The sequence below is a fragment of the Bacillus songklensis genome (assembly GCF_042649685.1).
In the GTDB taxonomy this organism is placed as follows: Bacteria; Bacillota; Bacilli; order Bacillales; family Bacillaceae_H; genus Bacillus_BA; species Bacillus_BA songklensis.
Genome location: NZ_JBHRZT010000052.1, coordinates 537,310 through 563,593 on the forward strand (window position 1 = coordinate 537,310; position 26,284 = coordinate 563,593).

Genomic DNA, 26,284 nt, shown 5'->3' on the forward strand with positions numbered 1-26,284 from the left:
GTTAAGATGATTATCCTGAAAATTAATATTTTGATCTTTCTGATGGTGCCGCAAAGTGTGGCATGGTTGGCTAACGGGGAGATTTAGTTGAAGCTAAATTTTTTACTTAGGGAGGGAAGCGAATGCTTGGATGCAACGCCTTTAAAAAGAATGCAGAGCCCGTTGGGAACTTTGTTTCCTATACTGCCAACGCTCAAGTTCAAGGTGATGACGTTTATTTTGAACATGACGGTAAATATTATTTGGCAAAAGGTCAAAGAGAAGCTTTTGAGAAACAAAAAATGGAGTACATGAATATTATTGCTTTGTCGGATGGCTCTTACATCATTCAAACAAATGACAAAAAAACTGTCCCAACCCCTCCTTCTAAGGCTTATAAGGAAAGGAAAAAAGCAGAAAAAGCAATGAAAGCGAAACAAAAAAAAGAATTGGCTTATGAACGTAAAAAGGAAGAGGAACATATTCAATATTTGAGGGAAAAGGAACAAAAGGAACTCGATTTAAAAGCTCAACAACAACAACAAAGGCTTGATATGAAAGAAGAATTGCAGCAACATAATATGGAGATAGCAAAAAAATGACTGACGAAGCCATAAAGGAAAAAGAGGCTGATATAAGTATTAGATTAAAAGAAGTTGAGGCAAGATTAAAAGCAGCGAATAATGGCAGTGGTTATTAAGAAAACACAATGACAGTTGTGTTTCCTTGTTTTTTGCATGATACTTAACCCTTTTATTGATAATGGGATGAATTTTTTGAAAGTCTGTACAACCCCGCGCCCCCAACGTATCCGGTGATTATACAAGTCTTCCAACGTCTCAGGGGACAATCCAGAAGCATGAACTTCGTTTAGATAGACTGTTCGATACCCCTGACCTTGAATAAGCATCCCTGTCGCAAAATCTTCTGTTATTGTATCAACTGCAAAACCCCCGATATCTTCTATGGCCCTACGAGCAATAACAGTGTTGCTTCCCGCATAAATAACGGCGTTGTATTTATACTTTCCAGCTTGAATGGACCTAGAGAACAATTCTTGCTCATTCGGTATTTTATCATCCAAAAAAAGATTATATTGAAACAGGTCCGCGTTGTAAAAATTCTGAGGGACTTGAACAAATCCAACGTTTGGATCTTCTATAAAGAAAGGCATCGTGGCCATTAAAAAATCACTCATAGGAATCATATCCGCATCAAACGTCACTAGATAAGGGGATGTCGTCTGCGTACAAGCATGATTAAGGTTTCCCGCTTTCGCATGTCTGTTATCTGTTCTTGTAATGTAGCCTACCCCCAGTTTGATACAAAGTTCATGTATCTCTTTTCTACGCCCATCATCACATACATAAATATGTACCTTACTACGGTCTGGGTAGTCCATATTTTTACAACCTACAATTGTCTTATATAATAAAGAAGAAGGTTCGTTATACGTTGCAATAAACACATCAACGTCCGGGTATCGATCGGTTGGAACGATTGGTGTTTTGGGAGTACGGGTATCATAGACTGTTAAATAGAAAATAATAGATTCAACGAATCCTACACACTCCGCAAATAATAACATGATTCCAGCGACTAAAGAAACGATGCCAAAGTCAGTAGGTAACGTGAAAAATAGTCTCCAGAGCAAATAGGTGATGGTTAGGAAAAAATAGAATCCTACCAAACATAATTTAGATTTTGAGCCTCTTAGCATACTATCGCCTTTCTTAAACAAAATCTTTTCTTTCTCGAGGAAAAATAAATGGTAAAACATAAGCATTTTATTATAACATCACTTTTTTTGATTTTGTTGGTGGAGGAATTTTTATTTTTAAGTCATTATACTCATTTTATCTTCAACGTCAGGTGGTAGAGTCCTATTATGTTCAGAAACAGCATTATGTCGTATCTGCACCAGAACCAGTCTATTTCATAGAAAAAGAGAAAGCAAGTATACAACTTTTGCTTTCTCCTAAATTTCATTTCAACTAAACCGTTAGTTTACTTGGTTGCTTCACTTCCTGAAGTTGTTCCTTAATGAGAATTCCTCCAATCATGCCGAACATTGAGAATATGACTGGAATAATAAAACCGTAGTGGTATGCAACACTACTTGAAGCAGTATGAAAATGGTCTAATACTTTCCCCAAAATGCTTGGTAATAGGACGGCGCTTAAAAATCCTCCCGTATTAGCAAATCCTGAGACAACACCGACCTCCTTGATAGCAAAAGATTGGCGAACAATCGCGAATGTTAGAGCGCTTGCCCCATTTCCATAACCAATGATTAAGAAAAGAATAATAAGCATGAAAAATGGCGGCTTCCCACTGAATAAAAGAAAAGCAATCCAACTTAAAAAAATAATCATATGAACAACAATATAGGGTCGTTTTATCGATTCTAAACGACTTGCAACCCAACTTGTTAGAGGAGCGCCAATGATTGCCCCAATAAGGCCGATCATAATGAGCTGACTCGCACCTGAGCGTGTCATTCCATACACATGCATCCCATATGGAACTGCCCAAGAACCGATAAATCCTACATATGTACCGACGACGCCAAAGTGGCATAAGAATGCTGCCCATGCTTGACGACTAGAAAATATGCGACGTAACATAACAAGAGTTTTTTCACGTTTTTGCTCCATTTTAACAGATGATATGTTGGTTACAGAATTGTTCTTCATCATTCGCTTTGGTTTTTTAACGAGTACAAAATAAAGGAGAATTCCACAAAGACATAAAATAATTCCCACTGTGAAAAATGGTGCTCTCCACCCCGATAAGGCTATCCATGTAGAAAAGGGAACAGTCGCCATCAAGAAACCAAGGCTCCCAATCATCCCTGCCAGACCAAGCAATCCGACAAATTCTTTCACTTTGAACCATTGGCTCAATATTAACACCAAATTGATCCAAATTGTCGCATCCCCCATTCCTACCAATAATCTGGCAAGAAGCAGAACCAATTCATTTGGTGCAAGACTATAAATTAAAGTACCTAAACCATTAAGTAGTGTCCCTATAATAAGAAAAAGATTGGGACCAAAACGATCAGACAATATCCCAATCGGAATTTGCAAACCAGCGTAAGCCAAAAATTGAATACTCGTCAGTAATCCAATGGTAGATGCTGTAACATTGAACTCCTTCATTAATTGATCTGAAATTAATCCAGGCGCTGTTCTTTGACTAACGATTAAAAAATAAGTAAACAATACTGTGGCAAAAACAACCCATCTATACCTGCTTTTTTGTTTTTCCAATGATCTCTACCCCTGCTAGATTTTACTTTCTTAATATTATACTCTATATTTTCCAGATATAGATTTACTATTTAACATGGAGGCGTTTTCTTATTAAAAACATTTTATCGCTGTTAAGTTGCGAACACTTTATTTTTCCTTACCCCCTTTCCCATGTAAAACTTCCTCCTTTGATATCTTTAATTCTTAATACCTATATTGTTCCTTTGTGTTAGAGGTAATGGAAGGAGGGAAGAAGAGGCGAGAGAGGGACTCTTTTTCTCCATTTTGTGGAACAGATGAAAAGTCTCTTGTTTTATTTTCAATAGGTTACTATAATAGTAGTAACTTTATAGAGGTGATCATAAATGAATTTGAGTGTGTATATTTTAGCAATTTCAGCTTTTATCGTTGGAATCGTTGAATTGATTATTGGCGGTATTCTTGACCTGATCGCCAAAGATTTGCAAATTTCCATTAGTACGGCAGGTCAACTTATTTCAGTTTTCTCTTTGGCTTTTGCCATTGCGTCTCCGATTTTGTTAAATGCAACGGCGAAAATAGAGAGGAAGAAATTATATTTATGGACTTTGCTCATTTTCTTGATTGGAAATATGATGGCAGTATTCACTCCCGATTATGCGATCTTGATGCTTTCCAGAGTCGTATCAGCGGCGAGTGCTTCTTTGTTGATCGTTCTTTCCGTTACGATTGCATCAAGCATTGTAAAGCCGGAATATAAAGGAAGAGCGATCGGTGTTATTTACATGGGGATCAGCGGATCACTTGTGTTGGGTGTACCGATTGGAATGATGCTTGGCAATCTTTATGGCTGGAGAGCTCCTTTTGTCCTTATTTCGTTTTTGACCATTGTAGCGATGGTTAGCATTTCGCTGTTCTTAAAAGAAATAGCGCCTAATCCTATCGTTCCGCTGCGTGAACAGGTAAAAGCGCTGAGACATTCAAAGGTTTTCAGTGCGCAGATGATTTCCGTCTTGATCCTGACTGGTCATTTAACGTTATATGCATACTTTACTCCATTTTTACAATCGACGTTGCACTTGAATTCCACCATGATCAGCATCATGTACTTCGTTTTCGGGATTGCGGCTGTCATGGGAGGAGGCATGGGCGGATGGGCTTCTGATAAAGTGGGAACCGGAAGGGCCATTTTGACGATTATCCCTCTGTTTGCCGTGATGATGATTTTAATGCCGATTGTTACAAAGGCTTCGTTTGTTCTCTTTTTAGTGATCATGGTGATGTGGAGTGCGTTAAGCTGGGCAATTTCACCGGCCCAACAAAACTATCTGATTCAAACATCTCCAGAGACGTCAGATATTCAGCTAAGTATCAATAACTCTGCCTGCCATCTAGGGATTGCTTCCGGTTCGGCAATCGGCGGCATTGTAATCGAACAAAGCTCGATCATGTATAATTCCTGGGTAGGCGTTTTATTTGTATTAGCTGCTTTAGTATGTGCTGTTTATTCCATCACACGACCTTCAGCCGCCGCGGTTGGAAACATGGTGCATGAGTAATCTTCATTTTTTTGCATCCGTTGAAAAAGGGATTTGCCATAACAGGCAAATCCCTTTTTTAATAACGCAATTTCATTAACAATGCCCTCATTTCTTCGTCATTCATGAGCTGGTCATAAAATTTTTCCGTTACTTTTGCAAGAGCCAAATCATGATAGAAAAAGTCTGTGAAAAACTTGACAAACGGTTGAGACATCGTTTTCATTGCCTGCCATTGATTATTCTCCACAACGGCAAAAATAATTTCCTTTTGGTCGGCAACAATGAGTCTTGACCTTTCCAATAAATGATGTTTTTCAGAAGGAATTAAGATATGTAAGTTTGATAATTGTGATGGGATTTCCCCGATCACAAGTCCCTCCACTGCTACGCCGTTCCGTTCTTTTTCTTCCAGCATAGACAAGTATTCCGAGAAATCATCATGCCAGGCTGAAATTAAAATGGAATGCTGCGCTTCTTCTATCAGTTTTTTGCATTGAACAAGGATGGAAGAGTTTGATTTCAAATTCCAAACCCGATCATCTGTAAATGTTCTCTTCTGTTTATTGCTTCTTAATTCATCGATATTCGTTTGAAATTCTTGTGTCAACTTTTTTATCGCCACTTCTAAAGGGAGGGCAGAGTAAAGCTTTTTTTTCTCGGATATCGTATCCATGACCATTCCCTTTTCAATCATGCGGGACAATACTTCATATATTTTGGCCTTTGGTACATGGGAATATTTGACGATGTTTGTTGCATCCATCGGCTCATCACTCGATACAAGAATTTCGTAAACGTTGCTTTCATATTGCGAGAAACCAAATTTTTGTAACATGTTTCCTCCTAAAAATTGAACTACTCACCGCTTAACATCCTTACGGGTTGTTTGAAGCGGGAGATTCCTAAGAACACCAGTGTATCCACCAGTTTTTGATTAGGCGATCCCCGCAGTCCCTGCGGTTAGAAGTCTTACGGCTTCATTTTTAAGATTCAGGCTTGCGTTAATATCACGATTATGATGGGTATGGCACTTAGGACATTCCCATTCACGTAATCCGAGATTTTTAACGTCTTTGTTTTGATAGCCACAGCTGGAACAAAGTTGACTGCTGGCGAAGTTTTTTGCAACGGTTACTACTTGTTTACCGTACCAATTCGCCTTGTATTCCATCATGCTTTTGAATTGTGACCAAGACACTTCACTGATGGCTTTTGCAAGATGATGGTTTTTCATCATATTTAAAACGGACAAATCTTCCATCCCGATAATGTCGTGGTTTTTGACCATTTCGGTGGAGATTTTGTCTAGATAGTCTTTTCTTGCATTGGAAATCTTTTCATGGGTACGAGCGACTTTCTTTTTAGCTTTGTACCAATTCGCACCGCCTATGGTTCGTCTGCTCATCATTTTTTGTGCTTTGGCTAACTTTTGTTCCAGCGTGCGAAAAAACTTCGGATTGGAGTAAACCATCCCATCCGAAAGAATGGCAAAGTCTTTTAAGCCGACATCAACTCCGATAGCCGAATTAGTTTTGGGTAATTCCGTTACTTTCGATTCGGTGGCTAAAGAAACAAAATATTTGCCAGAAGGATTTCTTCTTACGGTTGCACTCAAAATTCGACCTTCGACTTCACGACTTTTCGCAAAACGGACGTTCCCGAGTTTAGGCAATTTGATATAGTTGTCTATTACAGCGATATTTCCATTCGTATGCTTTGTTGTATAGGATTGAACAGGATTCTTTTTTGACTTAAAACGTGGTTGTTTGTTTTGCTTTTTATAATAGCGGTCATAGGAATCAGCTAAATTCTCTACTGACTTTTGCAAGGCAATACTATCTACTTCTTTCAAAAAAGAGTAATGCTTCTTTAGCTCAGGAAGTGATTTCACTGTTTCGTATTTGTTTAAGCACTTGCCTTTCCAGAAAAAAGTTAAAAACGAATCTTGAACAGCCGATGGTTTTGTTAATGAGTTCGATCTGTTTCTTATTTGGGTATAGGCGAAACTTGTAGGCTTTGTTCACTAGCATGAATCTCACCTCACGAATTAGGAACATTCGTTCTGATTATACCATCAAGAGGATCATTTTGGCTAATGCCAACCGCCATTCATCTCCCACCTACTCATTGGGCTGTGCCCTTCGCATTTCTTGAGGTGGGAGTCTTCTGTCGGAAATGATAAAATAAATAACTTATAAGTCTCACTAAATTTTTCAACATTAGCTTGTGCTTTCTATACTATTCACGGCTCTTTTGTTCTTACATCTTGAATCCGTCCGAAAAGGTTCCTAAAGAATGTAGCATGGGTGTTCTTTGTCCCTGTTACATTCTTTATGTGGATTCATATAGTGACTTATGTTTAAAAATAAAGGAATTGGTTCCTATTGTCAAAATGAAAAGCAATATAGTAGGGAATTAGTATATCAATGATTTTTTTATCGTTTAACTTGTCTTTTAGGCAAGGGAGAGGAGAAAAGTAAGAATTGTGAGCTAATTGCTGGTATACTATTTCCGTAATGGATGATTCATCTACTGAAATGGGGGAGACAAGGTTGAACATTGAAAACATCCTGGTAACAGGACGTATTTACAAAGGGATTGAAAAGATTTTAGAAGCACGGCATCTGTCTAAAAACCTCCGATTTTTGGAAGAAGATGAAGTGTCCCGTGATGATTTCTTATGGGCGGATGCTTATGTCAGTTTTCGGCCAACGGCTAATTTTGAATTCGGGAACTTAAAATGGGTACATTCGTTAGGGGCTGGCGTCGATGCCTATTTGTTTCAACGAAAATGGGACGATCATGTACTGCTGACCCGCTCGGTTTGTTCGTTTGGAAGCCAGATCGGTGAATATTGTTTAAGTTACATATTAAGAGATTTACAATGTCATGAGACTTTTCAAAAGATGCAATCGCAAAAACGATGGGAGATGGTCGAGCCTGTTTCGTTACAAACCCAGACCGTTGTCGTCTATGGAACGGGGGAAATCGGACAGGAATTGGCAAAGGCTTTTTCATTATTGGGAATGATGGTGTATGGAGTTTCGTTAAGCGGGGCATCCAAATCTTATTTCAGACAAGTTGTGACTGTATCGGAAGCATCCGACCTTTTGATGCAAGCAGACTGGGTGGTTAGTACGCTGCCCCTTACGAGCGAAACGTATCAGCTTTTTTGTTCTTCCTTTTTTGCAAAGCTAAATAGTGCCGGCTTTATCAATGTAGGAAGAGGAGCAACGGTGGACGAGCCGGCTTTGCTTGAGGCGCTGGAGAACGGAAGGGTGCGCCGAGCCGTTTTGGATGTGGTGAACAAAGAACCATTGCCGGATGAATCACCGCTGTGGGAGCATCCGAATCTCACCATTACACCGCATATTGCAGCGATTACGTCGCCGGGAGAAGCGGTGAAGTGCTTTATGGAGACACTTAATAAGATTGAAAAGAACGAGCCGCTGCTTAATCAAGTGGATATCAAAAAAGGCTATTAGCGTAACCAGCACGCCTGTTAATTCGTTATATTTGTAAATCGTGATTTTGGCACAATCACACGGGCAGGCGGTGGATGGTTTATGATTATTTTTTTTATAATAGGCAGTATGAAAAGAAAAAGGAGCGGAAAAAATGGTCAGAACTGCAGCAAAAGCGATCATCATTCATGAAGGAAAGCTGCTTGCGATTAAAATGCAAGGTGAGAATGGAGTATTGTATCTCCTTCCAGGCGGCGGACAGGAGCATGGGGAAAACTTACATGAAAATTTAAAGCGGGAATGTATGGAGGAAGTGGGCGTAGAGGTGGAAGTAGGGGAATTAAAATTCGTCCGCGATTATATCGAAAAACACCACAAACCGGAAAGCGACCGCGACTTTCATCAAGTGGAATTTTTATTTTCCTGTACATTAAAATCACCGGCTGAGGCTGTCAAATGCGGTACTGTTCCGGATGAAAAGCAAATAGGTGTAGAATGGCTTGCATTGGATGATTTAATGGATGTTCCTTTATACCCGCTTGCAATCCGGCCGCTTTTAATGCATATGACAGACCGTTATGCGAAACTTCCCGTTTATTTAGGGGATATTAACTAACAAAAGGGGTTGAGCCCAAACGACGAGGACCATGTCGTTTGGGCTCAACCCCTTTAAATGAAGCTTCATGGAAAATCCGGTAAAACCAACGATTTTCTTGACGGTTCATTAAATATCGATCCATAATTTCTAACTGCTGTCGCCGTGCTTGTTAAAATATTTATCATTATAGACAACTTGTTGAATAGGAATATCCTTATAAAAAGAGTAATTAGTAAGAATGGGAGGAGGGAAGAAATTGAATGTAAAAGTGATGGAAACGCTTACAGAAGATGATGTAAAAAACCTTTATGATTTGTACCAGCAAGAATGGTGGACAAAAGGCCGAAAACTCAATGATATTAAGGAAATGCTCAAGCATACAAGTCTTGTAATCGGAATACAAGATGCAGAGGCAAATGAACTAATCGGTTTTGGAAGGGTATTAACGGATTATGTCTACAAAGCGCTTGTTTTAGATATTATCGTGAAGGGATCGCATCGGAAAAAAGGAATCGGCCAATATTTAATGAACTATATTTTACAGCATCATTCCTTACAGCATGTTCGCCATTTTGAGCTTTACTGTAGGCCGGAGATGGAAGGTTTTTATGAGTTGTTTGGTTTCTCAAAAGATACAGGTGGAGTCTATTTTATGAGAAGGAGTAGAGAGAAGGGTTTCTAGATTGGGTTTCTAGATCGGTTTTATATTTGTCTGTATAGATGATAGAAACGGGGTTTGCGATTTGAATCGTGAGCCTCTTTTTTATTTTTTTGTTTTAATGTAAATTTTCTCGTGGACATTATATATTTTTTAAATCTTCTCTATTTAATGAAAATCAAGGTTTCACAGTATAAAGTCCACCTATAACACTTCTGGATATTTACACTAAATTAACAAATAGATGCTAATTCATGACAATCATTTACAATTTAAAAAAATCTTTACAAAAATACCAATCTACTAATGATATAGTATTTTTGATTTAGTTCTTAATAGATTAATAGTAAAAAATACTTATTTCTAGAAGGGTGAATGATTGATGAAAAAACGAAAACCACGTAGTGTGAAGAAGCTTTTAGCTACTTCTCTTGCATTAATTTTAGTGTCAACCCCGTTTCTTTCAACCCCGGCTGGTGCGGAAGGACTGTCTAACCCAACAGGTCAAGTAGTTTCTCAACCGGCACAGACTCCTTCCTATACAAATGTACTAGCTGATAAACCGTTTATTATTGGTCAAAGTGACCTTAACTTCTCCAGCGGTGTGAAAGCAAGTGTAGTAGTTTCACCAACAGAAAAACAACAACATGAAGGTGACGAAGTCGTTGTATTTCAATTAATGAATGGTACAACCCCTGTTAGTATCGCAGCTCTTGAAACAGATATTGACCATACGGAAAAATTCACAGCCCATTTTAATGTGAGCGGTACATCTTATACAGTAAAAGTGTTTGTAGTAGACAGCTACAGCGGCAGCCTTACAGACGTGGGTAACAGCTTAGCTGCACCGGTTACTATCTCTTCTCCTAGTTCTTTAGTGAAACTGCGTATTATGGAAACAACAGATACCCATACGAATTTAATGAACCATGATTACTATAAAGGTGCTGATTCAAACAAAGTTGGTGTGGTTAAAACGGCTACACTCATTAAGCAGGCTCGCGCGGAAGTGGAAAATAGTGTTCTAGTAGATAATGGAGATACCATTCAGGGTACACCACTGGGCTCTTATATGGCACAGATTAATCCATTAAAAGATGGACAAGTACATCCTGCCATTAAAATCATGAATGAACTTGATTATGATATGGCAACTTTAGGTAACCATGAATTTAACTATGGTTTAGATATGTTAGATGAAATTTATGATGATGCCGACTTTGACTATGTGTCAGCTAACGTTAATGAAGACGATGGAGACGGAAATCCTGCAAATGATAAACCGATGTTTGAGCCTTATAAAATCGTCGAAAAGGAAGTGATTGACGAAAAAGGTCAAAAACAGACATTGAAAATCGGCTATATAGGCTTCGCTCCTCCGCAAATTATGGATTGGGACAAAGCACACCTTCAAGGAAAAGTGACGACAGCAGACATCGTTACTACTGCGGAAAAATATGTTCCAGAGATGAAGGAAAAAGGCGCTGATATCGTTATCGCCCTTACACACTCAGGATTCAACGGCGCCGCAGTGAAAGGTGCAATGGCAGAAGATGCTGTTTACGCATTAAGTAAAGTTGACGGAATCGACGCAATTACGTTCTCTCATACTCATAAGGTGTTTCCTGCCGCTACGGAAAACGCTCTGGATGCTTTATTCAAAGGTACTGACGGTAAACCTTTACCTGGCGTAGACAATGCTAAAGGAACAATCAATGGTGTGGCCGCTGTTCAAGCTGGTTATGGCGGTGGAAATTTAGGTATTATCGATTTAGACATTATGAAAACTGGAAGCGGTAAATGGGAAGTTATTAACTCTCAATCTTCTACAAAAGCCGTGAAAGCAGATTCAAGTGATGTTGATCAGTCTCTAGTAAAATTAATTGAGAATGAGCACAAAGCAACAGTTGATTATACGAATGGTAAGCTTGGCACAACCACTGCACCAATTCACAGCTATTTCTCACTTGTACAAGATGATCCTTCCGTTCAAGTTGTGACAGCTGCCCAGAAATGGTATGTAGAAAAATATATTGCTTTAAACGCACCAGAGTATAAAAACACTCCGATTTTATCCGTAGGTGCACCATTTAAAGCAGGACGCAACAATGCTGATGAATATACAGAAATTCAAAAAGGCGATTTAACAATCCGCAGTGCCGGTGACCTTTATCTCTATGATAACACCCTAAAAGCAATTCTTGTGAAAGGTTCCGTTGTGAAAGAATGGTTAGAAATGTCGGCGGGGAAATTTAACCAAATTGATCCTTCTAAAACAGAAGAACAACCATTATTAAACCCTTCATTCCAAGTTTATAACTTTGATGTTATTGACGGGGTTCAGTATCAAGTTGATGTAACTAAACCTGCAAAATATAAGCCTAACGGTGACCTTATCGATGCTAACAATAGCCGTATTGTTAACTTGACATATAACGGTCAGCCTGTTGATCCAAATCAAGACTTTATCGTTGTTACAAATAACTACCGTGCAGGCGGCGGCGGTAACTTCCCTGGCGTGAAAGGCAGCAAATATGTTGTAGATTCTGCTGATGAAAATCGCCAAATTTTAATGGATTACATTAAAGAAAAAGGTGAAATTAATCCAACGATTGATCACAACTGGTCGATTGCTCCTATTAACGGCGATGTAAATGTAACATTCACATCTTCACCTAGGGGAGCAGCGTATGCAGAATCAACGGATAACATTAAATACACTGGCAGAACAGACGATAAAGGCTATGGTATTTATACAATTGACTTAAAGGGCAGCAATACGACAGAGCCTCCGAATGAGAATATTAAGGTACAATTACTAGGCTTAAACGATTTGCACGGTCAATTAGATACAGACACTAAATTAAAACGTGACGGCAAAGATGTATTGGCAGGCAGCATGGAATACACAGCTGCGGCAATGAAGCAGCGTGAAGCAACCAATCCCAACACACTTTTAGTTCATGCTGGCGACATGATTGGCGGAAGCCCGCTTATCTCTGCCTTATTCCAGGATGAGCCTACTGTTGAGGTAATGGAAGCTATGGGCTTCGATGTCGGTACGCTTGGTAACCACGAATTTGACGAAGGTATTGCTGAATTACAGCGTATGATCAAGGGTGGTCAGCATCCAAAAGGTACTGAAAACTATGACGGAATGAACTTCCCGGTTGTTGCTGCGAATGCATATGATTCAGCTACTGGTAAGTTAATTACTGAGCCTTATGTTATCAAAGAAGTTGGCGGTACAAAAATCGGTTTCATCGGGGTTGTAACACAAGAGACTCCTAACATGATTGTACGTAAAGGCAATGAAACACTTGAAATTACCGATGAAGCGGAAGCAATTAACAAGTACACGGAAGAGTTAAAGAAACAAGGCATAGAGGCAATTGTTGTACTTGCTCATAACCCTACGACACAAACCGGTAAAGCTGATGCATTCGATGCATCTGACATTGCCGAAAAAGTGGATGATGAAGTTGACGCGATCTTTGCTGCCCATAACCATGTTTTTGTTGATAAAGAAGTTGACGGTAAATTGCTCGTTCAAGCATATTCTTACGGCTCTGCTTTCTCTGATGTTGATCTTGAAATCGACCCTGCTACAGGCGATATTGTGAAAAAAGAAGCAGAAGTCGTGACAGTTTACCAACCTGATTACACTCCAGACCCTGCCATTTCAGCTATTATGAAAAAGTACGAAGATAAAATAGCTCCAATTAAGGCGGAAGTAGTCGGTGAATCTTCAGCAGCTTTATCAAAAGATTACCCTAATATAGGGGAATCTGGTGACAAAGCACTTGGTAACTTAATCGCAGACGGCATGAAAGCTGCGATGAATGCTGACTTTGCCCTGATGAACGGCGGCGGTGTCCGTGCACAGCTGGATGCGGGTGAAGTTACATTTGGTGATTTATTCTCTATCCAGCCGTTCGGTAATGTATTAAACAAAGTAAAACTTAGTGGTGCAGATTTAGAAACTGTATTAAACAACCAAATCACAGACAGAGGTCTTGACTTCCACATTGCCGGCTTCAAGTACACTTATACTTATGACAGTGCGGCTAAAACAGGTAAAGTGGTAGATATCTTCCTACCAGATGGAAGTAAGATTGATAAAACTAAAGAATATACAGTTGTTGTAAACAACTACATGTATGGAAACATGAAATACGGCATTGGAGCACTTTCCACAGATTTAGAAGTGGGTCCGGAAGATTTGAAAGCAACAGCTGATTTTGTAAAATCATTGCCCAAACCATTTGAATACAAAGCAGAAGGTCGTATCCAAAAAGTTGAAGCTGCTCCTGCTGCGGTTGCACCTGCAGAAACAGCAGCACCAGCTTCAGAAACAACAGCACCAGCTGATGCAACAAAAGCCAGCTAATTTAAGTTCAACCAACTAGATAATCTAGACCGGAGCAAAAATAGATAAACCCGGAGTTCTCTCCGGGTTTATGACTCTAAAAAAGAGAGGGATTCAAATTGAAACAAAAATTCTTATCAATGGGATTAGTTGCTGCCCTTATTTCCTCAGCACTTCCGACCGCTTCGTTTGCGGCTGCGCCGACTTTAAACGATATTCCAAATAAGAAGCAGGGAGAAGCTGTGACGATTCAAGGAAAAGCAACTTCTTCTGATGTAATTATTAAAGTAGTAGACCCTAATAATTTAAATCTATTTTATGACTCTGTGCAGCCTTCTAATAATGGTGATTATTCCAGCAGCTTTACACTGCCGGTCAATGCCGAAACAGGAACCTATCAAATAGTAGCAGGACAAGGAAGCGAAGTAGCAACTGATAAGTTTATTGTATTTAAAGCATCGGGAGAAGGCACCCAAAACATTTCAATTGAAGATGTTCAGTCCAAAAAGCGTGGAGAAACTTTGGTTATTAGAGGGCAATCTACTTTTTCAGAAGTAACTATAAAAGTAGTTGCACCGAATAATACTGTTTTATATTTTGATATAGTACAACCAAATGATCAAAAACAATATGAGGCTTCTTTTGCATTACCGCAAGAAGCGGAGCTTGGAACTTATACAATTGTAGCGGGTAAAGATGAAGAAGTAGCAACAGATACGTTTACTGTTATTCAATCAAACGGAAGCGGCGGTAACAATGGTGGCGGAAACTCAGGCGGCGGCTCAAACGGAGGATCTCGTGGTGGTTCAGGCAGCTCCGGCGGCACAACAACTCCATCTGCTGGAGGAAAAGAGCCTTACGTTAAAGAGGAAAAGCAGACGGATTCTAAGGGACAGGCATCTGTTGTTGCTAAAGTAGATAACAGCAAAGTAGAGGAGTTTATCAAGAATAACCCTAAATCAAAAGCATTAGAAATCTCTATGCCTAAAGTAACAGGTAATGAAAAGGCGAAAGTAGAAATTTCAGCTGAAACGTTCAATCTTTTAAATGAAAAAGATCAACGGTTCACCGTTGAACTAAAAGGTGATGTCGTCTCTTATACGCTTCCGGCCAGTGAGATTAATGTAGAAGCCATTGCCCAATCTTTAGGTGTACAAGGCAAGGATGTAAAACTATCTATCACCATGAATGAAACAACAGACACTACAGGGGCAATTAAGAAGAATAATCTTAATCTGGCAGCAAAAGTAGTAGAATTCAAGATTGGGGCCGTTGCTGGAAGTAAAATGAAAGAGATTGACCGTTTTACTCAATATGTAGAGCGCGAGATTACAATGAGCAAGACAGTAAATCCAAACCGTGCGACAGCGGTTCGATTAAATGATGACGGTACGGTCTCTGCAATCCCAACCAAATTTGAAGGCAACAAGGCTATTTTCAAAAGCTTAACGAACAGTAAATACACTGTTGTTGAAAATACAGTTACCTATAAAGATTTAGAGCAGGCCTGGAACCGCGAGGATATTGAAACATTAGCTTCTAAATTTATCATTAAAGGCTATGAAGACGGTACATTCAGACCAAATAATACAACGACCCGCCTTCAATTAGCGTTATTGTTAACAAGAAGCTTAGGGTTAACAACAGATAAGCAATACGATGGCCGTTTTAAAGATGTAAGTGCTGACAGCTGGTATACAAAAGATATTATGGCAGCGGTAGAAGCTGGTATTATCACAGGGAAGGAAGATGGGACATTCGCTCCTTTTGAACCTGTAAAACGCGAGCAAGCTGCAGCAATGATCAAACGGGCATTAAACTTTGTCACATATGACTCTGCAAAATTAGATCAATCAAAAAAATTAGATCTATTAAAGGATAAAGAAATCATTAGCCCTTATGCTCAAAAGGATATTGAATTCCTTCTGCAAGCAGGAATTATGAGCGGAAAGAATGATGGAAGCTTTGATCCTAGAGGCGGTACTACACGTGCCCAAATCGCCAAGATGCTGCATAGAGCATTAACATTCGCAAATCTTATGTAATCAAGTAAGGTTTTCTTCATCCCTCACCTAAGCTTCTTCTGTTTCCTCTAGCTCGAGGTGAGGGTCTTATTGTCCCTTAATGGTTAATGAGGGATAAAAGGAGGATGACTCAAAAGGTCGTTGAATAACGGCGCTTTTGAGTCACCCTTTCTCTTTTTTACCTTAAACGAATTTTATTATTTTCCGAAAGAATACTCCCGCTTCAAGGAATGTGCAGGGCGTAACTACCTATTTTTCAGTATCTAGCAAAATAGGTCACCAATTATGCCACCGCCAAATATGTCACAGAATAAGTCGCCAACTTCACCGAACACGCTTTCAAGGGCTTCACCTATTTCTTCTGCAGCATAACCAAGTCCATTTAATATCCCCGTAACAACATCGTTCGCTACACTAAATACATCATTTAGAAATTGAGCAATGGCTTGAGCAGTAAAGGAAAAAACATCCTTGAGAACCTGACTTATTTCCATTAGAGTGAAGCCTATAAATTGAAGGACTTCGGCAATTTCTTCAACTGCTGTAGTAAAAACGTCAAAAAGTGCTGTAGCTATTTCGGCTACAATAAATCCAATCGCCTTTAAGATCATAGCTGCCCCCTGTGCTGCCTCTAGGAATACGTCTTTAAGGGCTGACGCTACCTCCGTTGCGACAAAGCCGACCGCCTTTAAAATCGAAGCTGCCCCCTGCGCTGCCAGTAAAAATACGTCTTTAAGGGCTGACGCTACCTCCGTTACGACAAAGCCGATGGCCTTTAAGATCGAAGCTGCCCCCTGCGCTGCCAGTAAGAATACGTCTTTAAGGGCTGACGCTACCTCTGTTACGACAAAGCCGATGGCCTTTAAAATCGTTGCCGCCCCCTGTGCTGCCTCTAGGAATACGTCTTTAAGGGCTGACGCTACCTCCGTTACGACAAAGCCAATCGCCTTTAAGATCGTTGCTGCCCCCTGTGCTGCCAGTAAGAATACGTCTTTAAGGGCTGACGCTACCTCCGTTACGACAAAGCCAATCGCCTTTAAAATCGTTGCCGCCCCCTGCGCTGCCAGTAAGAATACGTCTTTAAGGGCTGACGCTACCTCCGTTACGACAAAGCCGATGGCCTTTAAGATCGTTGCCGCCCCCTGTGCTGCCAGTAAGAATACGTCTTTAAGGGCTGACGCTATCTCCGTTACGACAAAGCCAATCGCCTTTAAAATCGTTGCCGCCCCCTGCGCTGCCAGTAAGAATACGTCTTTAAGGGCTGACGCTATCTCCGTTACGACAAAGCCGATGGCCTTTAAGATCGAAGCTGCCCCCTGTGCTGCCAGTACAAATACGTCTTTAAGGGCTGACGCTACCTCCGTTACGACAAAGCCGATCGTCTTTAAAATCGTTGCTGCCCCCTGCGCTGCCAGTAAGAATACGTCTTTAAGGGCTAACGCTACCTCCGTTACGACAAAGCCGATCGCCTTTAAAATCGTTGCCGCCCCCTGTGCTGCCAGTACGAATACGTCTTTAAGGGCCAACGCTACCTCCGTTACGGTAAAGCCGATGACCTTTAAAATCGAAGCTGCACCCTGCGCAGCTTCGAGGAATACGTCTTTAAGGGCTGACGCTACCTCCGTTACGGTAAAGCCTACCGCCTTTAAGATCTCTGCAGCACTTTGAGCAGCCAAGTTGAATACCTCCTGAAGTGCTTGAGCTATATCAAGTACACTAAAACCTAGCAGCATCAAGATTTCGGCTGTATCCCCGGCCTCAAGGTCAAACACTGAAAGAAGTGCACCAGCTATCTCCGTTGCTCTAAAAGCCTCGTTGGCAAGGATTTGTGCAGTTTGTTGTACGGTTATAAAAAACTCGGAATTTAATTGTTCTGCAATCTGTGTTGCTGTGTTTCCTAGAATATTTAACTGGCGTGCTCGAATAACTGGATCGTTATCAATTCTAAATCTAATAGGAATGATCCGGTTATTAACAAACGTATTTGGTCCAGCTATCACTGTAAGAGGAACAAGTGCAATAGGAGGTAAATTTGTATTATTTCGAGTCACTTCGTTGACTTCAACCAGAAATTGAATCTCATCTCCTATTCGAACATTTCTCACTCTCCAGTTAACCCTGTAATTACTTTCAGAAATACCTAGCAATTCAAACTGTGCAAGGGGGGTATTTGTAGTTAGATTTTCAACTGTTACTGTTATGAAGGTCTCTAGTGAGTTATCAAATGTATCCGGTGCCGGCGTTCCTTCCCCTAGTGGCGGAAACCAAAAAAATGAAGTTGTTGGATCTAGTTCATCATTCATTAAAAATGGTAAATTTTCTATTGGATGTTCATCCGTCATTTATTACGCTCCTTTTCAAATTATTCCTGACAAAATCAATTTATGTACACAAGCTAAATGTGAAAGGGGCAAGTTTCCTATGTACATTTTATTTTAGGTGCCTGTTACCGCCCGTTTTAAAAATAACCTCACTTAATTGTTGGTGGAATTCATGTTTTTCAAGAGGGAAATTAACTGGCAGTAAGATCTCCGGTGAATGAAGTTTCACTTTATCCATTATCAGTAATTTGAGGAAATTGGATGCTCCCATTATCAACATTGTTCTTGGAACAGAGTCTTTCAGAGGGGGATTCAGATAAAATGGTCAGAAGCAACGTCTTTTGTTTATAACGGTTGAATATTGTATCTTTAAAAGACAGGAGAAAATTTTAAAATTTGAAGGAGTGTCAAAATGAAAATACTTGCATTATACGGAAGTTCGCGTCCAAACGGGAATTCCGAGAAGTTGGCCGAAACGGCATTTGAAGGGCTGGAAATCACCCATGTTTATTTGCGGGACAGAAACATTCAGCCTGTCGTGGATCAACGGCATGAAGAAGGGGGTTTCCAGCCGATTGATGATGACTACGATGTGACGATTGAACAGGTTCTAGAGCATGACATTCTTGTATTTGTGACACCGTTATACTGGTACGGGATGTCGGGTGCGATGAAGGATTTTGTTGATCGCTGGTCACAGAGTTTGCGTGATACTCGTTACAATTTTAAAGAACAAATGAGCAAGAAAAGGGCGTATGTTATTGTGGCAGGGGGAGACAATCCCCGGATTAAGGCATTGCCGCTTATTCAGCAGTTTCAATATATTTTTGATTTTATGGGAATGGAGTTTGCAGGCTATGTGATCGGGAAAGGAAGTAAGCCTGACGATATTTTACAGGACGAGCGAGCAATGAGGGATGCAGCAATTCTCAATGAACAGTTACGGGCAGTTCAGAAATCATAGAAAGGGGATGTTTCAAAACGACGAGGATTATGTCGTTTTGAGACATCCCATCAAATGAAGCGTCAACAAAATCAAGGATTTTCTTGACGCTTCATTTGATTTTAAAAAAGTTTATCCTTTTATGAGGGGATTTTTGAGTCAGCTTTGTCGTTTTCACGAAGAACAAGAACCTTTGTAAAAAAATTAAAGAAAGAGTTAATTTTGTAAAATAATATTCAATCTATTTATCTATTTTTGTTTACGAAACATTTAGAAAACATCGACCTTTTTCCTTATTCCTTCGCAAGTTTTACCGCATTTATAATGGACGGGTGCGCATACAACAAGAAGAGGAGAAGGGAAAAATGCTAAAAAGAAAAACGGTTTTATCAGTAATCTGTTCCATCGCTGTAGTAGGGACGAGCTTTTTACATCCGGCATTTCAGGAGGAGACAAAAGCTGCTGTGACGCGGGATGTCGTCATTAACGAGGTGGCATGGATGGGGACAACGGCTTCTTATGCCGACGAGTGGATGGAGCTTTATAACAACACAAATCAAGAAATGGATATAACGGGATGGACGCTGAAGGCACAAGATGGCTCTCCATCCATTCAGCTGTCCGGACACATTCCGGCCAAAGGTTATTTCTTATTGGAAAGAACGGACGATAACACGGTAAGTGGTGTGACGGCTGATCAAATCTACAGCGGCAGCCTTGATAACACAGATGAAGCTCTAATGTTATATGATGAGAATCATAACTTAATTGATTCTGTGAGCACTTGGTATGCGGGGGATAACACCACAAAAGCAACCATGGAGCGCATTGATTCCTACAGCAATGGAGATGCATCTACAAACTGGGGCAACTCTACTGCTGCATATAACGGCGGCAGCGGTACGCCTAAGTCTGCTAACTCTGTTGCACAATCTGTTCCAGTTGAACCGTCGACATCGGAACAGCTGAATAATGTGAGCGATGCACTTGGAGCGATGAACGTTTATTTTAATAAGAGTGCATTGACGCAATACGCTTCTGCCGGAAACGAAGCAAACTATAACATAAACTTGGAAAACCGCTTACTGAAGCGACTGAATGAAGCCACGACATCCATTGATTTTGCCACCTATGAACTCAATCTCCCGAAAGTGGTTGATAAGTTAATCGAGAAAGCGGCCCAAGGCGTAAAAGTACGTGTATTAGCGGATGCAAAGGATTCAAGTGATCCCAATTATGTGGAACGTTATGAAATCATGCGTTTATATCTTGAGAAAATGGTCCGCGGACAAGATATGGTGATTGGAACGAATGATGATATTCATATTCTCTCTGATTCACCGATGTTTGCAATAGAAGATACAGCGAAACGTACTGCATACGGTTTGCCTTCCAGTACAGGGGATATCCCGGAAAAAACGGTACAAGTTGGCAGCCAAACGATAACAGGCCATCTATTTGTTGAGGGAGAGCAAAAAGCGGAGAATAGTTATTATTCACCTGATGCCCAGATGCATAACAAGTTCGCGGTTATCGACGGCAAATGGTTATTTACGGGAAGCTGGAATTTTACGGTGACGGGCCTTTACGGGTCGGAAGAAAATATGCAGCAAGGTATTTTGGATGGAAATCAGAATCATGTAGTCGAAATCCACTCTCCTGAACTGGCTTCCATTTATCGAACTGAGTTTGAGGAAATGTGGGGAAGCAATACGACTGAGCCGAACCCTGTTACATCCAACTTCAGCTCACGCAAAACGGATAACATCCCCCATGTTGTGACAATCGGGGGCAAGAAAGTAGAAGTTTATTTTTCTGCCGGCGATAATGCGGTTGGAAGAATGACAGAGCTAGTGAAAAATGAAGCACAGTATAAGGCATATTTCACGATTTTTGCCTGGAGTGACCAGGCGCTTGTAAACGAACTAAAATACAAATGGGAAGGATCTTATAATGATTTGCAAGGGCAGCGTACAGGCTTTGATGTGAAAGGCGTGTTTGATTCTGATTTTTGGAATCAATGGTGGTCGGCAAGCGTGGATATGACGGGACAGACGGCTTCACAAGTGAGCACAAACAATCCGAATGTTCGCTGGGCTGCTCCGGCTCCTGTTTATCAAGACGCCGAAACAAGAAAGCTTCACGCCAAAACGATGATCATTGATGCAGATACAAATAGCGATCCGACAGTAGTAGTAGGTTCTACAAACTGGAGTGAAAACGGCAATAGTGTAAATGATGAAAATATGTTGATTATCCATGATACGAACATCACCAATCAATTTGTGCAAGAATTCAGTGCACGCTATGTGAATGCAGGCGGGCAAATGAATTAAGAAAAAGCTGTACTGAAAATCGATCGTGTCGATGAAAAAACCTTTCTTCTGTCTTTCATTGTTAGGAGAAAGGTTTTTTCTTTTTCATATAGAATATGGAATAACTTTGCATTTTATATTGAAAAGCGCTTTCAAATTAGATATAATAGTAATGAAAATAGGTTAAGCGCTTTCCCAAACTTTCCAAAAAAGGGGATAGCTCGTATGAAGAAGATTACAGTTGGAATTATTGGTGCCGGACGTATCGGCAAATTGCACGTAGATAACTTACTATCCATTCCTGAAATACAAATCAAATCGGTTTCCGATGTAGTCGTTAATCATTTGCAGGAATGGGCATCCAGCAAAGGGATTTCTGTTTTAACAGATAATTATAAGGATTTGCTGACTGATCCTGAAATCGATGCGGTATTTATTTGCTCACCGACCAATACACATGCTCAAATCATTAAGGAAGCAGCACGTGCGAAAAAGCATATTTTTTGTGAAAAGCCTGTTAGTTTCTCAGTTGAAGAGACAATTGAAGCGTTAAAAGTAGTTGAAGAAGAAGGAGTAAAACTACAAGTTGGATTTAACCGCCGCTTTGATCCGAACTTTAAGAAAGTACGCGAGCTTGTTCAGCAAGGAGAAGTGGGTCAGCCGCATATTTTAAAGATTACGTCGAGGGATCCAGAGCCGCCAAGCGTGGAATATGTACGTTCTTCAGGCGGACTGTTTATGGATATGATGATTCACGATTTTGATATGGCCCGCTATGTGATGAATAGTGAGGTAGTGGAAGTATCTGCTCGAGGAGCCGTTTTAGTCGACCCTGCTATTGGAGAGGCTGGAGATGTGGATACAGCCATTGTTACGTTAACATTCGCAAACGGCGCACTTGGAGTCATTGACAATAGCCGTCAAGCTGTTTATGGTTATGACCAGCGAGTTGAAGTGTTTGGGGCAAAAGGAGCGGCAACGGCTGATAACTGCCGTCCAACAACAGTAGAAGTATCTACAGCGGAAGGTGTTTCAAAGGATAAACCGTTATACTTTTTCCTTGAGCGCTATACGCAGGCTTATATAGAGGAAGTTACACAATTTGCAAAGGCGCTTCTGGAAAATCAAGAGGTAATTTGCTGTGGAAACGATGGGCTACAAGCGGAACGAATTGCAAAGGCGGCAAAGGAATCCTTCGTGACGGGCCGTCCAGTTAAGATTGAACATATAGAACAAGCAGAAGATAAAGTTGTGCTCAACTAATAAACTGAAAAAAGAGGAGGGTTTCGTATGTCGAAATTAATTATGCGCCCCCAGAAGCGTGATAAACAAGGGAAAATCCTATCGGTAACCCCGGAAAATGCGGGGTGGGAATATGTAGGCTTTGAAGTATACTCTTTAAAGAGCGGAGAGACGTTAACGAACAAAACCGGTGATCAAGAGGCTTGTCTCGTTGTATTAAGCGGAAAAGCATCGGTTTATACAGATCACACATCCTTTTTAGAAATTGGAAAGCGCATGTCCGTTTTTGAAAAAATTCCTCCTTACTCTGTATATGTACCAAATGAAGATACGTATACAGTAGAAGCCTTGACAGACCTTGAGTTGGCAGTTTGCCTCGCTCCTGGAAAGGGAACGTATGAAGCGCGGTTAATTGCACCGGAAGATGTCGGGGTTGAAGATCGCGGATCAGGTCATACGGCCAGAAAAATTCATAACATTTTACCGGAGCAAAAGCCGGCCGACAGCTTGCTTGTCGTGGAAGTGTTTACTCCAGCTGGAAATTGGTCGAGTTATCCTCCGCATAAGCATGATCGAAATAACCTTCCTTCTGAATCTTATTTGGAAGAAACGTATTACCATGAAGTCAATCCAAAGCAGGGCTTTGTTGTTCAGCGAGTATACAATGACAGCCGTTCCCTGGATGAGACCATTGCTGTTCCAAATCGCAGTGTTGTACTCGTTCCTGAAGGATATCATCCGGTGTCAGCGCCGCCAGGGTATGAATCCTATTATTTGAACGTAATGGCAGGCCCTGTCCGCACTTGGAAATTTCATAACGATCCGGACCATGAATGGCTTTTCCAGCCTATTAAATAATGTCAAAAAAGAATGACTTGGATGTCATTCTTTTTTGTTTTGGAAGGTTGTGTAAGTCAATGTAAATCATTTATCATGGATGTTTTTTCCATGATAAATGATTTATGCGGATTCATATATCCAGGAAAACATTTGCAGATCGAAGGAAAGACGCAATGGCGTTTGTGATATAATAGTAGGTAATATGAATAAAAAGGTGATTTCGACAGTATGAAGGTTACAATTTATGATGTGGCAGAGAAAGCGGGAGTCTCCATTGCCACTGTTTCAAAAGTCATTAATAATACTGGACGAATAAGTGAAAAGACAAGAAAAAAAGTCCAGGAGGTCATGACCCAACTGAATTATCAGCCCAGCATGGTCGCTTCTGCGTTAACAAGAAAACGAACTGGAACAATCGGTTTATTGGTTCCGGACATTGCTAATCCCTTTTTTGCGGAAGTAGCGCGAAGCTTCGAAGATTGTGCTCAAAAATTGGGGTTTGGGCTGGTCATCTGCAGTACGGACGGCAAGGATGAAAAAGCGAATCTCTACCTTTCTCTTTTGATGCGAAAACAGGTAGATGGGTTGATTATCGCTTCTTATATTAAAGAGACAGCTTTGGTGGAGCAGATGTTAAAAGAGAAAATCCCTGTTGTTTTGTTCACTATTGATATACCGACATTGGGAATTAACTCGGTTTCGGTAGATGACTATAAAGGCGGCTTCCAGGCAACAAGCTACCTCCTTTCACTGGGGCACAAACACATCGGTGTCATCGCTGAGGATATATCGAGGAGCTATCATCGCGTCCAAGGCTATAAAGAGGCAATTATAAGAGCGGGAATGAACTTAAACGAGTCCAATATCATCTATACGACTGCTGCCATTGAGAATGGAAAAATGGTTGCACGTCAGTTGCTTCAGAGGAAGGAAGACCGGCCTACAGCTATTTTTGCCTGTAACGATTTACTTGCAATCGGAGCGATCGAAGAGGCTCGTAAACTTGGGATAAACATTCCGGAGGAACTCTCTATCATTGGTTTTGACAATACAATCTTAGCCGAAATCGCCAATCCAACCTTAACGAGCGTATCTCAGCCGATTAAGGAGATGGCCAATCAGGCCATGACAGTATTGCTCGAGGAAATTGAAAATGAACAAACTTCAAAACAGCGCACTCTTATGCTTCCGGAGTTAGTTATACGAAATTCTACAGCACCTATATAAATCCATATCACTGATGGGAGATGGATAAAAATCATCCATCTCCCATTAGTGAAGGCCTTTTTGAACTTATTCAAGATATAAGAACAGAAGGGGACCTAACGGGATAGAGCAGAATGACTTATGCTAATAATTGAATTCACCAAAAAAAGCGCATGCAAAAACAGCAAGCGCTTTTTTTGGTACGCATCAAGAGAATAAAAAATATTCTAAAAATAACAAAAAAACACTTTGCGTTTTCATCTTTAATATGTATAATGAGAATTAAGGAAAGCGCTTAACCTATTTTCTCGAATGTATACCATTCAAGCGCTACCACATTTTATTATAATTATCTTCATTATTTTTTTTGTTAGATTAAGAAAGCGCTTTATTAAAAGGAGGTATTATCCGGTGAATCCACTCGTCTTTATGGAAAATCGCCCCTTGGATTTTATAGCAGTCGGACGTTTATGTATAGATTTGAATGCCAATGAAACGCAGCGGCCAATGGAAGAAACAAAGACATTTACCAAATATGTAGGAGGTTCTCCTGCAAATATTGCAATCGGGACAGCTCGTCTGGGCCTAAAAACAGGCTTTATCGGAAAAGTGTCCGACGATCAAATGGGTCAATTCATTACCCAATACTTAAAAGAAAACAACATTAACACAGATAACGTTTTAATAGATCGAACAGGTGCCGTAACAGGTTTAGCTTTTACAGAAATCAAAAGTCCCCAAGAATGCAGCATTTTGATGTATCGAGACAATGTGGCCGATTTAAAGCTGGATCCAACAGAAGTTTCGGAAGAGTATATCAAACAGTCAAAAGCTCTATTAATCTCTGGAACGGCTTTAGCAAAAAGTCCTTCACGAGAAGCGGTGTTTTTAGCACTGGAGTATGCAAGAAAACATAATGTCGTCGTTTTCTTTGATATCGATTACCGTCCTTATACGTGGGAATCTGAAGCGGAAACAGCCGTTTATTACAATCTGGCAGCCGAAAAATGTGATGTCATCATCGGCACTCGTGAAGAATTTGATATGATGGAAAAACTATTAAACTATGAGGAATCCAATGATCAAGTGACAGCCGAGAGATGGTTTTCACATCATGCCCAAATCGTCGTCATTAAACATGGAGGAGATGGCTCCATTGCTTATACGGGAGACGGCCAGTCCCATCGAGGCGGAATTTTCAAAACGAAAGTACTAAAAACCTTCGGTGCAGGCGATTCCTATGCTTCCGCTTTTATTTACGGATTGATGCAGGGAATGGATATTTCTCAGGCAATGCGGTTAGGCGGTGCTTCTGCTTCAATTGTCATTTCAAAACATAGCTGCTCGGACGCCATGCCAACAGTCGAGGAATTGAAAAGCTTTATGGCAACAGCAGAAGAAGTGTTAGAAGCAGCTCGTTAGGAAAGCAAAAAGTTAGAGTGCTAGTTAAATGGATAGATTGATGAAAGGCACAACTATTGGATTGCACCATTCCTGCTTTTGGTGCCTCCGGATATGCAGATATCCATACAGTAGCTGCGTCAATAA

At 40.5% G+C, this 26,284-nt stretch carries 17 protein-coding genes and 1 pseudogene; 13 read left to right on the forward strand and 5 right to left on the reverse strand.

Going from position 1 to position 26,284, the window contains the following annotated elements:
* Nucleotides 1–122: 122 nt before the first annotated feature.
* A complete protein-coding gene (locus ACFOU2_RS14025; protein WP_377916120.1) occupies nucleotides 123–581 on the forward strand; it encodes a hypothetical protein in 459 nt (152 codons plus the stop codon).
* A 65-nt stretch (nucleotides 582–646) separates the two neighbouring features.
* Here the strand turns inward: ACFOU2_RS14025 and ACFOU2_RS14030 are convergent, their stop codons facing one another.
* Both ACFOU2_RS14030 and ACFOU2_RS14035 read right to left on the reverse strand, forming a co-directional pair.
* Entirely contained in the window at nucleotides 647–1,699 is a 1,053-nt protein-coding gene (locus tag ACFOU2_RS14030) for a glycosyltransferase family 2 protein (RefSeq protein ID WP_377916122.1), read from the reverse strand.
* 274 nt (nucleotides 1,700–1,973) lie between these two features.
* A complete protein-coding gene (locus ACFOU2_RS14035) occupies nucleotides 1,974–3,254 on the reverse strand; it encodes an MFS transporter (RefSeq protein WP_377916124.1) in 1,281 nt (426 codons plus the stop codon).
* Nucleotides 3,255–3,601: 347 nt separating this feature from the next.
* On the opposite strand from ACFOU2_RS14035, the gene ACFOU2_RS14040 reads away from it, so the two are divergent.
* Nucleotides 3,602–4,774 (forward strand): MFS transporter, encoded by a 1,173-nt coding sequence (locus tag ACFOU2_RS14040; protein ID WP_377916126.1) that lies wholly within the window; start codon nucleotides 3,602–3,604, stop codon nucleotides 4,772–4,774.
* 58 nt (nucleotides 4,775–4,832) lie between these two features.
* On the opposite strand, the gene ACFOU2_RS14045 is transcribed toward ACFOU2_RS14040, so the two are convergent.
* The gene (locus tag ACFOU2_RS14045) at nucleotides 4,833–5,591 is read right to left on the reverse strand and encodes a TrmB family transcriptional regulator (protein WP_377916128.1); all 759 of its coding nucleotides are present in this window, start codon (nucleotides 5,589–5,591) and stop codon (nucleotides 4,833–4,835) included.
* A gap of 99 nt (nucleotides 5,592–5,690) precedes the next feature.
* Nucleotides 5,691–6,786 (reverse strand): annotated as a pseudogene (gene tnpB, locus ACFOU2_RS14050) (IS200/IS605 family element RNA-guided endonuclease TnpB).
* Nucleotides 6,787–7,308: 522 nt separating this feature from the next.
* Here tnpB and ACFOU2_RS14055 point away from each other — a divergent pair.
* From ACFOU2_RS14055 to ACFOU2_RS14075, 5 genes are all read left to right on the forward strand, one after another.
* Nucleotides 7,309–8,241 (forward strand): D-2-hydroxyacid dehydrogenase, encoded by a 933-nt coding sequence (locus tag ACFOU2_RS14055; protein WP_377916130.1) that lies wholly within the window; start codon nucleotides 7,309–7,311, stop codon nucleotides 8,239–8,241.
* 133 nt (nucleotides 8,242–8,374) lie between these two features.
* Complete coding sequence (locus ACFOU2_RS14060; RefSeq protein WP_377916132.1) at nucleotides 8,375–8,836, forward strand: NUDIX domain-containing protein; 462 nt, start codon at nucleotides 8,375–8,377, stop codon at nucleotides 8,834–8,836.
* Between the two features lie 238 nt (nucleotides 8,837–9,074).
* Nucleotides 9,075–9,500 (forward strand): GNAT family N-acetyltransferase, encoded by a 426-nt coding sequence (locus ACFOU2_RS14065; RefSeq protein ID WP_377916133.1) that lies wholly within the window; start codon nucleotides 9,075–9,077, stop codon nucleotides 9,498–9,500.
* 358 nt (nucleotides 9,501–9,858) lie between these two features.
* Nucleotides 9,859–13,866 (forward strand): bifunctional 2',3'-cyclic-nucleotide 2'-phosphodiesterase/3'-nucleotidase, encoded by a 4,008-nt coding sequence (locus ACFOU2_RS14070; RefSeq protein ID WP_377916134.1) that lies wholly within the window; start codon nucleotides 9,859–9,861, stop codon nucleotides 13,864–13,866.
* A 98-nt stretch (nucleotides 13,867–13,964) separates the two neighbouring features.
* On the forward strand, nucleotides 13,965–15,890 hold the full coding sequence (locus ACFOU2_RS14075) for an S-layer homology domain-containing protein (RefSeq protein WP_377916136.1): 1,926 nt from the start codon (nucleotides 13,965–13,967) through the stop codon (nucleotides 15,888–15,890).
* Between the two features lie 242 nt (nucleotides 15,891–16,132).
* Here the strand turns inward: ACFOU2_RS14075 and ACFOU2_RS14080 are convergent, their stop codons facing one another.
* Nucleotides 16,133–18,211 carry a hypothetical protein gene (locus ACFOU2_RS14080; RefSeq protein WP_377916138.1) on the reverse strand — a complete coding sequence of 693 codons (2,079 nt, stop codon included), beginning with the start codon at nucleotides 18,209–18,211 and terminating at the stop codon, nucleotides 16,133–16,135.
* 391 nt (nucleotides 18,212–18,602) lie between these two features.
* On the opposite strand from ACFOU2_RS14080, the gene ACFOU2_RS14085 reads away from it, so the two are divergent.
* The 6 genes from ACFOU2_RS14085 to iolC all read left to right on the forward strand — a co-directional run bounded on the left by ACFOU2_RS14085 (nucleotide 18,603) and on the right by iolC (nucleotide 26,158).
* Nucleotides 18,603–19,154, forward strand: coding sequence for a flavodoxin family protein (locus tag ACFOU2_RS14085; protein WP_377916140.1), 552 nt, complete (start codon nucleotides 18,603–18,605; stop codon nucleotides 19,152–19,154).
* Between the two features lie 344 nt (nucleotides 19,155–19,498).
* Nucleotides 19,499–21,469, forward strand: coding sequence for a phospholipase D-like domain-containing protein (locus ACFOU2_RS14090; RefSeq protein WP_377916142.1), 1,971 nt, complete (start codon nucleotides 19,499–19,501; stop codon nucleotides 21,467–21,469).
* Between the two features lie 204 nt (nucleotides 21,470–21,673).
* Nucleotides 21,674–22,711 carry an inositol 2-dehydrogenase gene (gene iolG / locus ACFOU2_RS14095; RefSeq protein WP_377916144.1) on the forward strand — a complete coding sequence of 346 codons (1,038 nt, stop codon included), beginning with the start codon at nucleotides 21,674–21,676 and terminating at the stop codon, nucleotides 22,709–22,711.
* Nucleotides 22,712–22,738: 27 nt separating this feature from the next.
* Nucleotides 22,739–23,548 (forward strand): 5-deoxy-glucuronate isomerase, encoded by an 810-nt coding sequence (gene iolB, locus ACFOU2_RS14100; RefSeq protein WP_377916146.1) that lies wholly within the window; start codon nucleotides 22,739–22,741, stop codon nucleotides 23,546–23,548.
* 210 nt (nucleotides 23,549–23,758) lie between these two features.
* Nucleotides 23,759–24,757 carry a LacI family DNA-binding transcriptional regulator gene (locus ACFOU2_RS14105; RefSeq protein ID WP_377916148.1) on the forward strand — a complete coding sequence of 333 codons (999 nt, stop codon included), beginning with the start codon at nucleotides 23,759–23,761 and terminating at the stop codon, nucleotides 24,755–24,757.
* Nucleotides 24,758–25,147: 390 nt separating this feature from the next.
* Nucleotides 25,148–26,158, forward strand: a complete 1,011-nt coding sequence (gene iolC / locus ACFOU2_RS14110; RefSeq protein ID WP_377916150.1) for a 5-dehydro-2-deoxygluconokinase — start codon at nucleotides 25,148–25,150, stop codon at nucleotides 26,156–26,158.
* Nucleotides 26,159–26,284 lie beyond the last annotated feature (126 nt).

Bases quoted from the DNA above. Each gene is read 5' to 3' on its own strand.
- ACFOU2_RS14025 (WP_377916120.1), top strand. From the start codon at position 123: ATGCTTGGATGCAACGCCTTTAAAAAGAATGCAGAGCCCGTTGGGAAC.
- ACFOU2_RS14030 (WP_377916122.1), bottom strand. From the start codon at position 1,699: ATGCTAAGAGGCTCAAAATCTAAATTATGTTTGGTAGGATTCTATTTT.
- ACFOU2_RS14040 (WP_377916126.1), top strand. From the start codon at position 3,602: ATGAATTTGAGTGTGTATATTTTAGCAATTTCAGCTTTTATCGTTGGA.
- ACFOU2_RS14045 (WP_377916128.1), bottom strand. From the start codon at position 5,591: ATGTTACAAAAATTTGGTTTCTCGCAATATGAAAGCAACGTTTACGAA.
- ACFOU2_RS14060 (WP_377916132.1), top strand. From the start codon at position 8,375: ATGGTCAGAACTGCAGCAAAAGCGATCATCATTCATGAAGGAAAGCTG.
- ACFOU2_RS14070 (WP_377916134.1), top strand. From the start codon at position 9,859: ATGAAAAAACGAAAACCACGTAGTGTGAAGAAGCTTTTAGCTACTTCT.
- ACFOU2_RS14080 (WP_377916138.1), bottom strand. From the start codon at position 18,211: ATGACGGATGAACATCCAATAGAAAATTTACCATTTTTAATGAATGAT.
- ACFOU2_RS14085 (WP_377916140.1), top strand. From the start codon at position 18,603: ATGAAAATACTTGCATTATACGGAAGTTCGCGTCCAAACGGGAATTCC.
- ACFOU2_RS14090 (WP_377916142.1), top strand. From the start codon at position 19,499: ATGCTAAAAAGAAAAACGGTTTTATCAGTAATCTGTTCCATCGCTGTA.
- iolG (WP_377916144.1), top strand. From the start codon at position 21,674: ATGAAGAAGATTACAGTTGGAATTATTGGTGCCGGACGTATCGGCAAA.
- iolB (WP_377916146.1), top strand. From the start codon at position 22,739: ATGTCGAAATTAATTATGCGCCCCCAGAAGCGTGATAAACAAGGGAAA.
- ACFOU2_RS14105 (WP_377916148.1), top strand. From the start codon at position 23,759: ATGAAGGTTACAATTTATGATGTGGCAGAGAAAGCGGGAGTCTCCATT.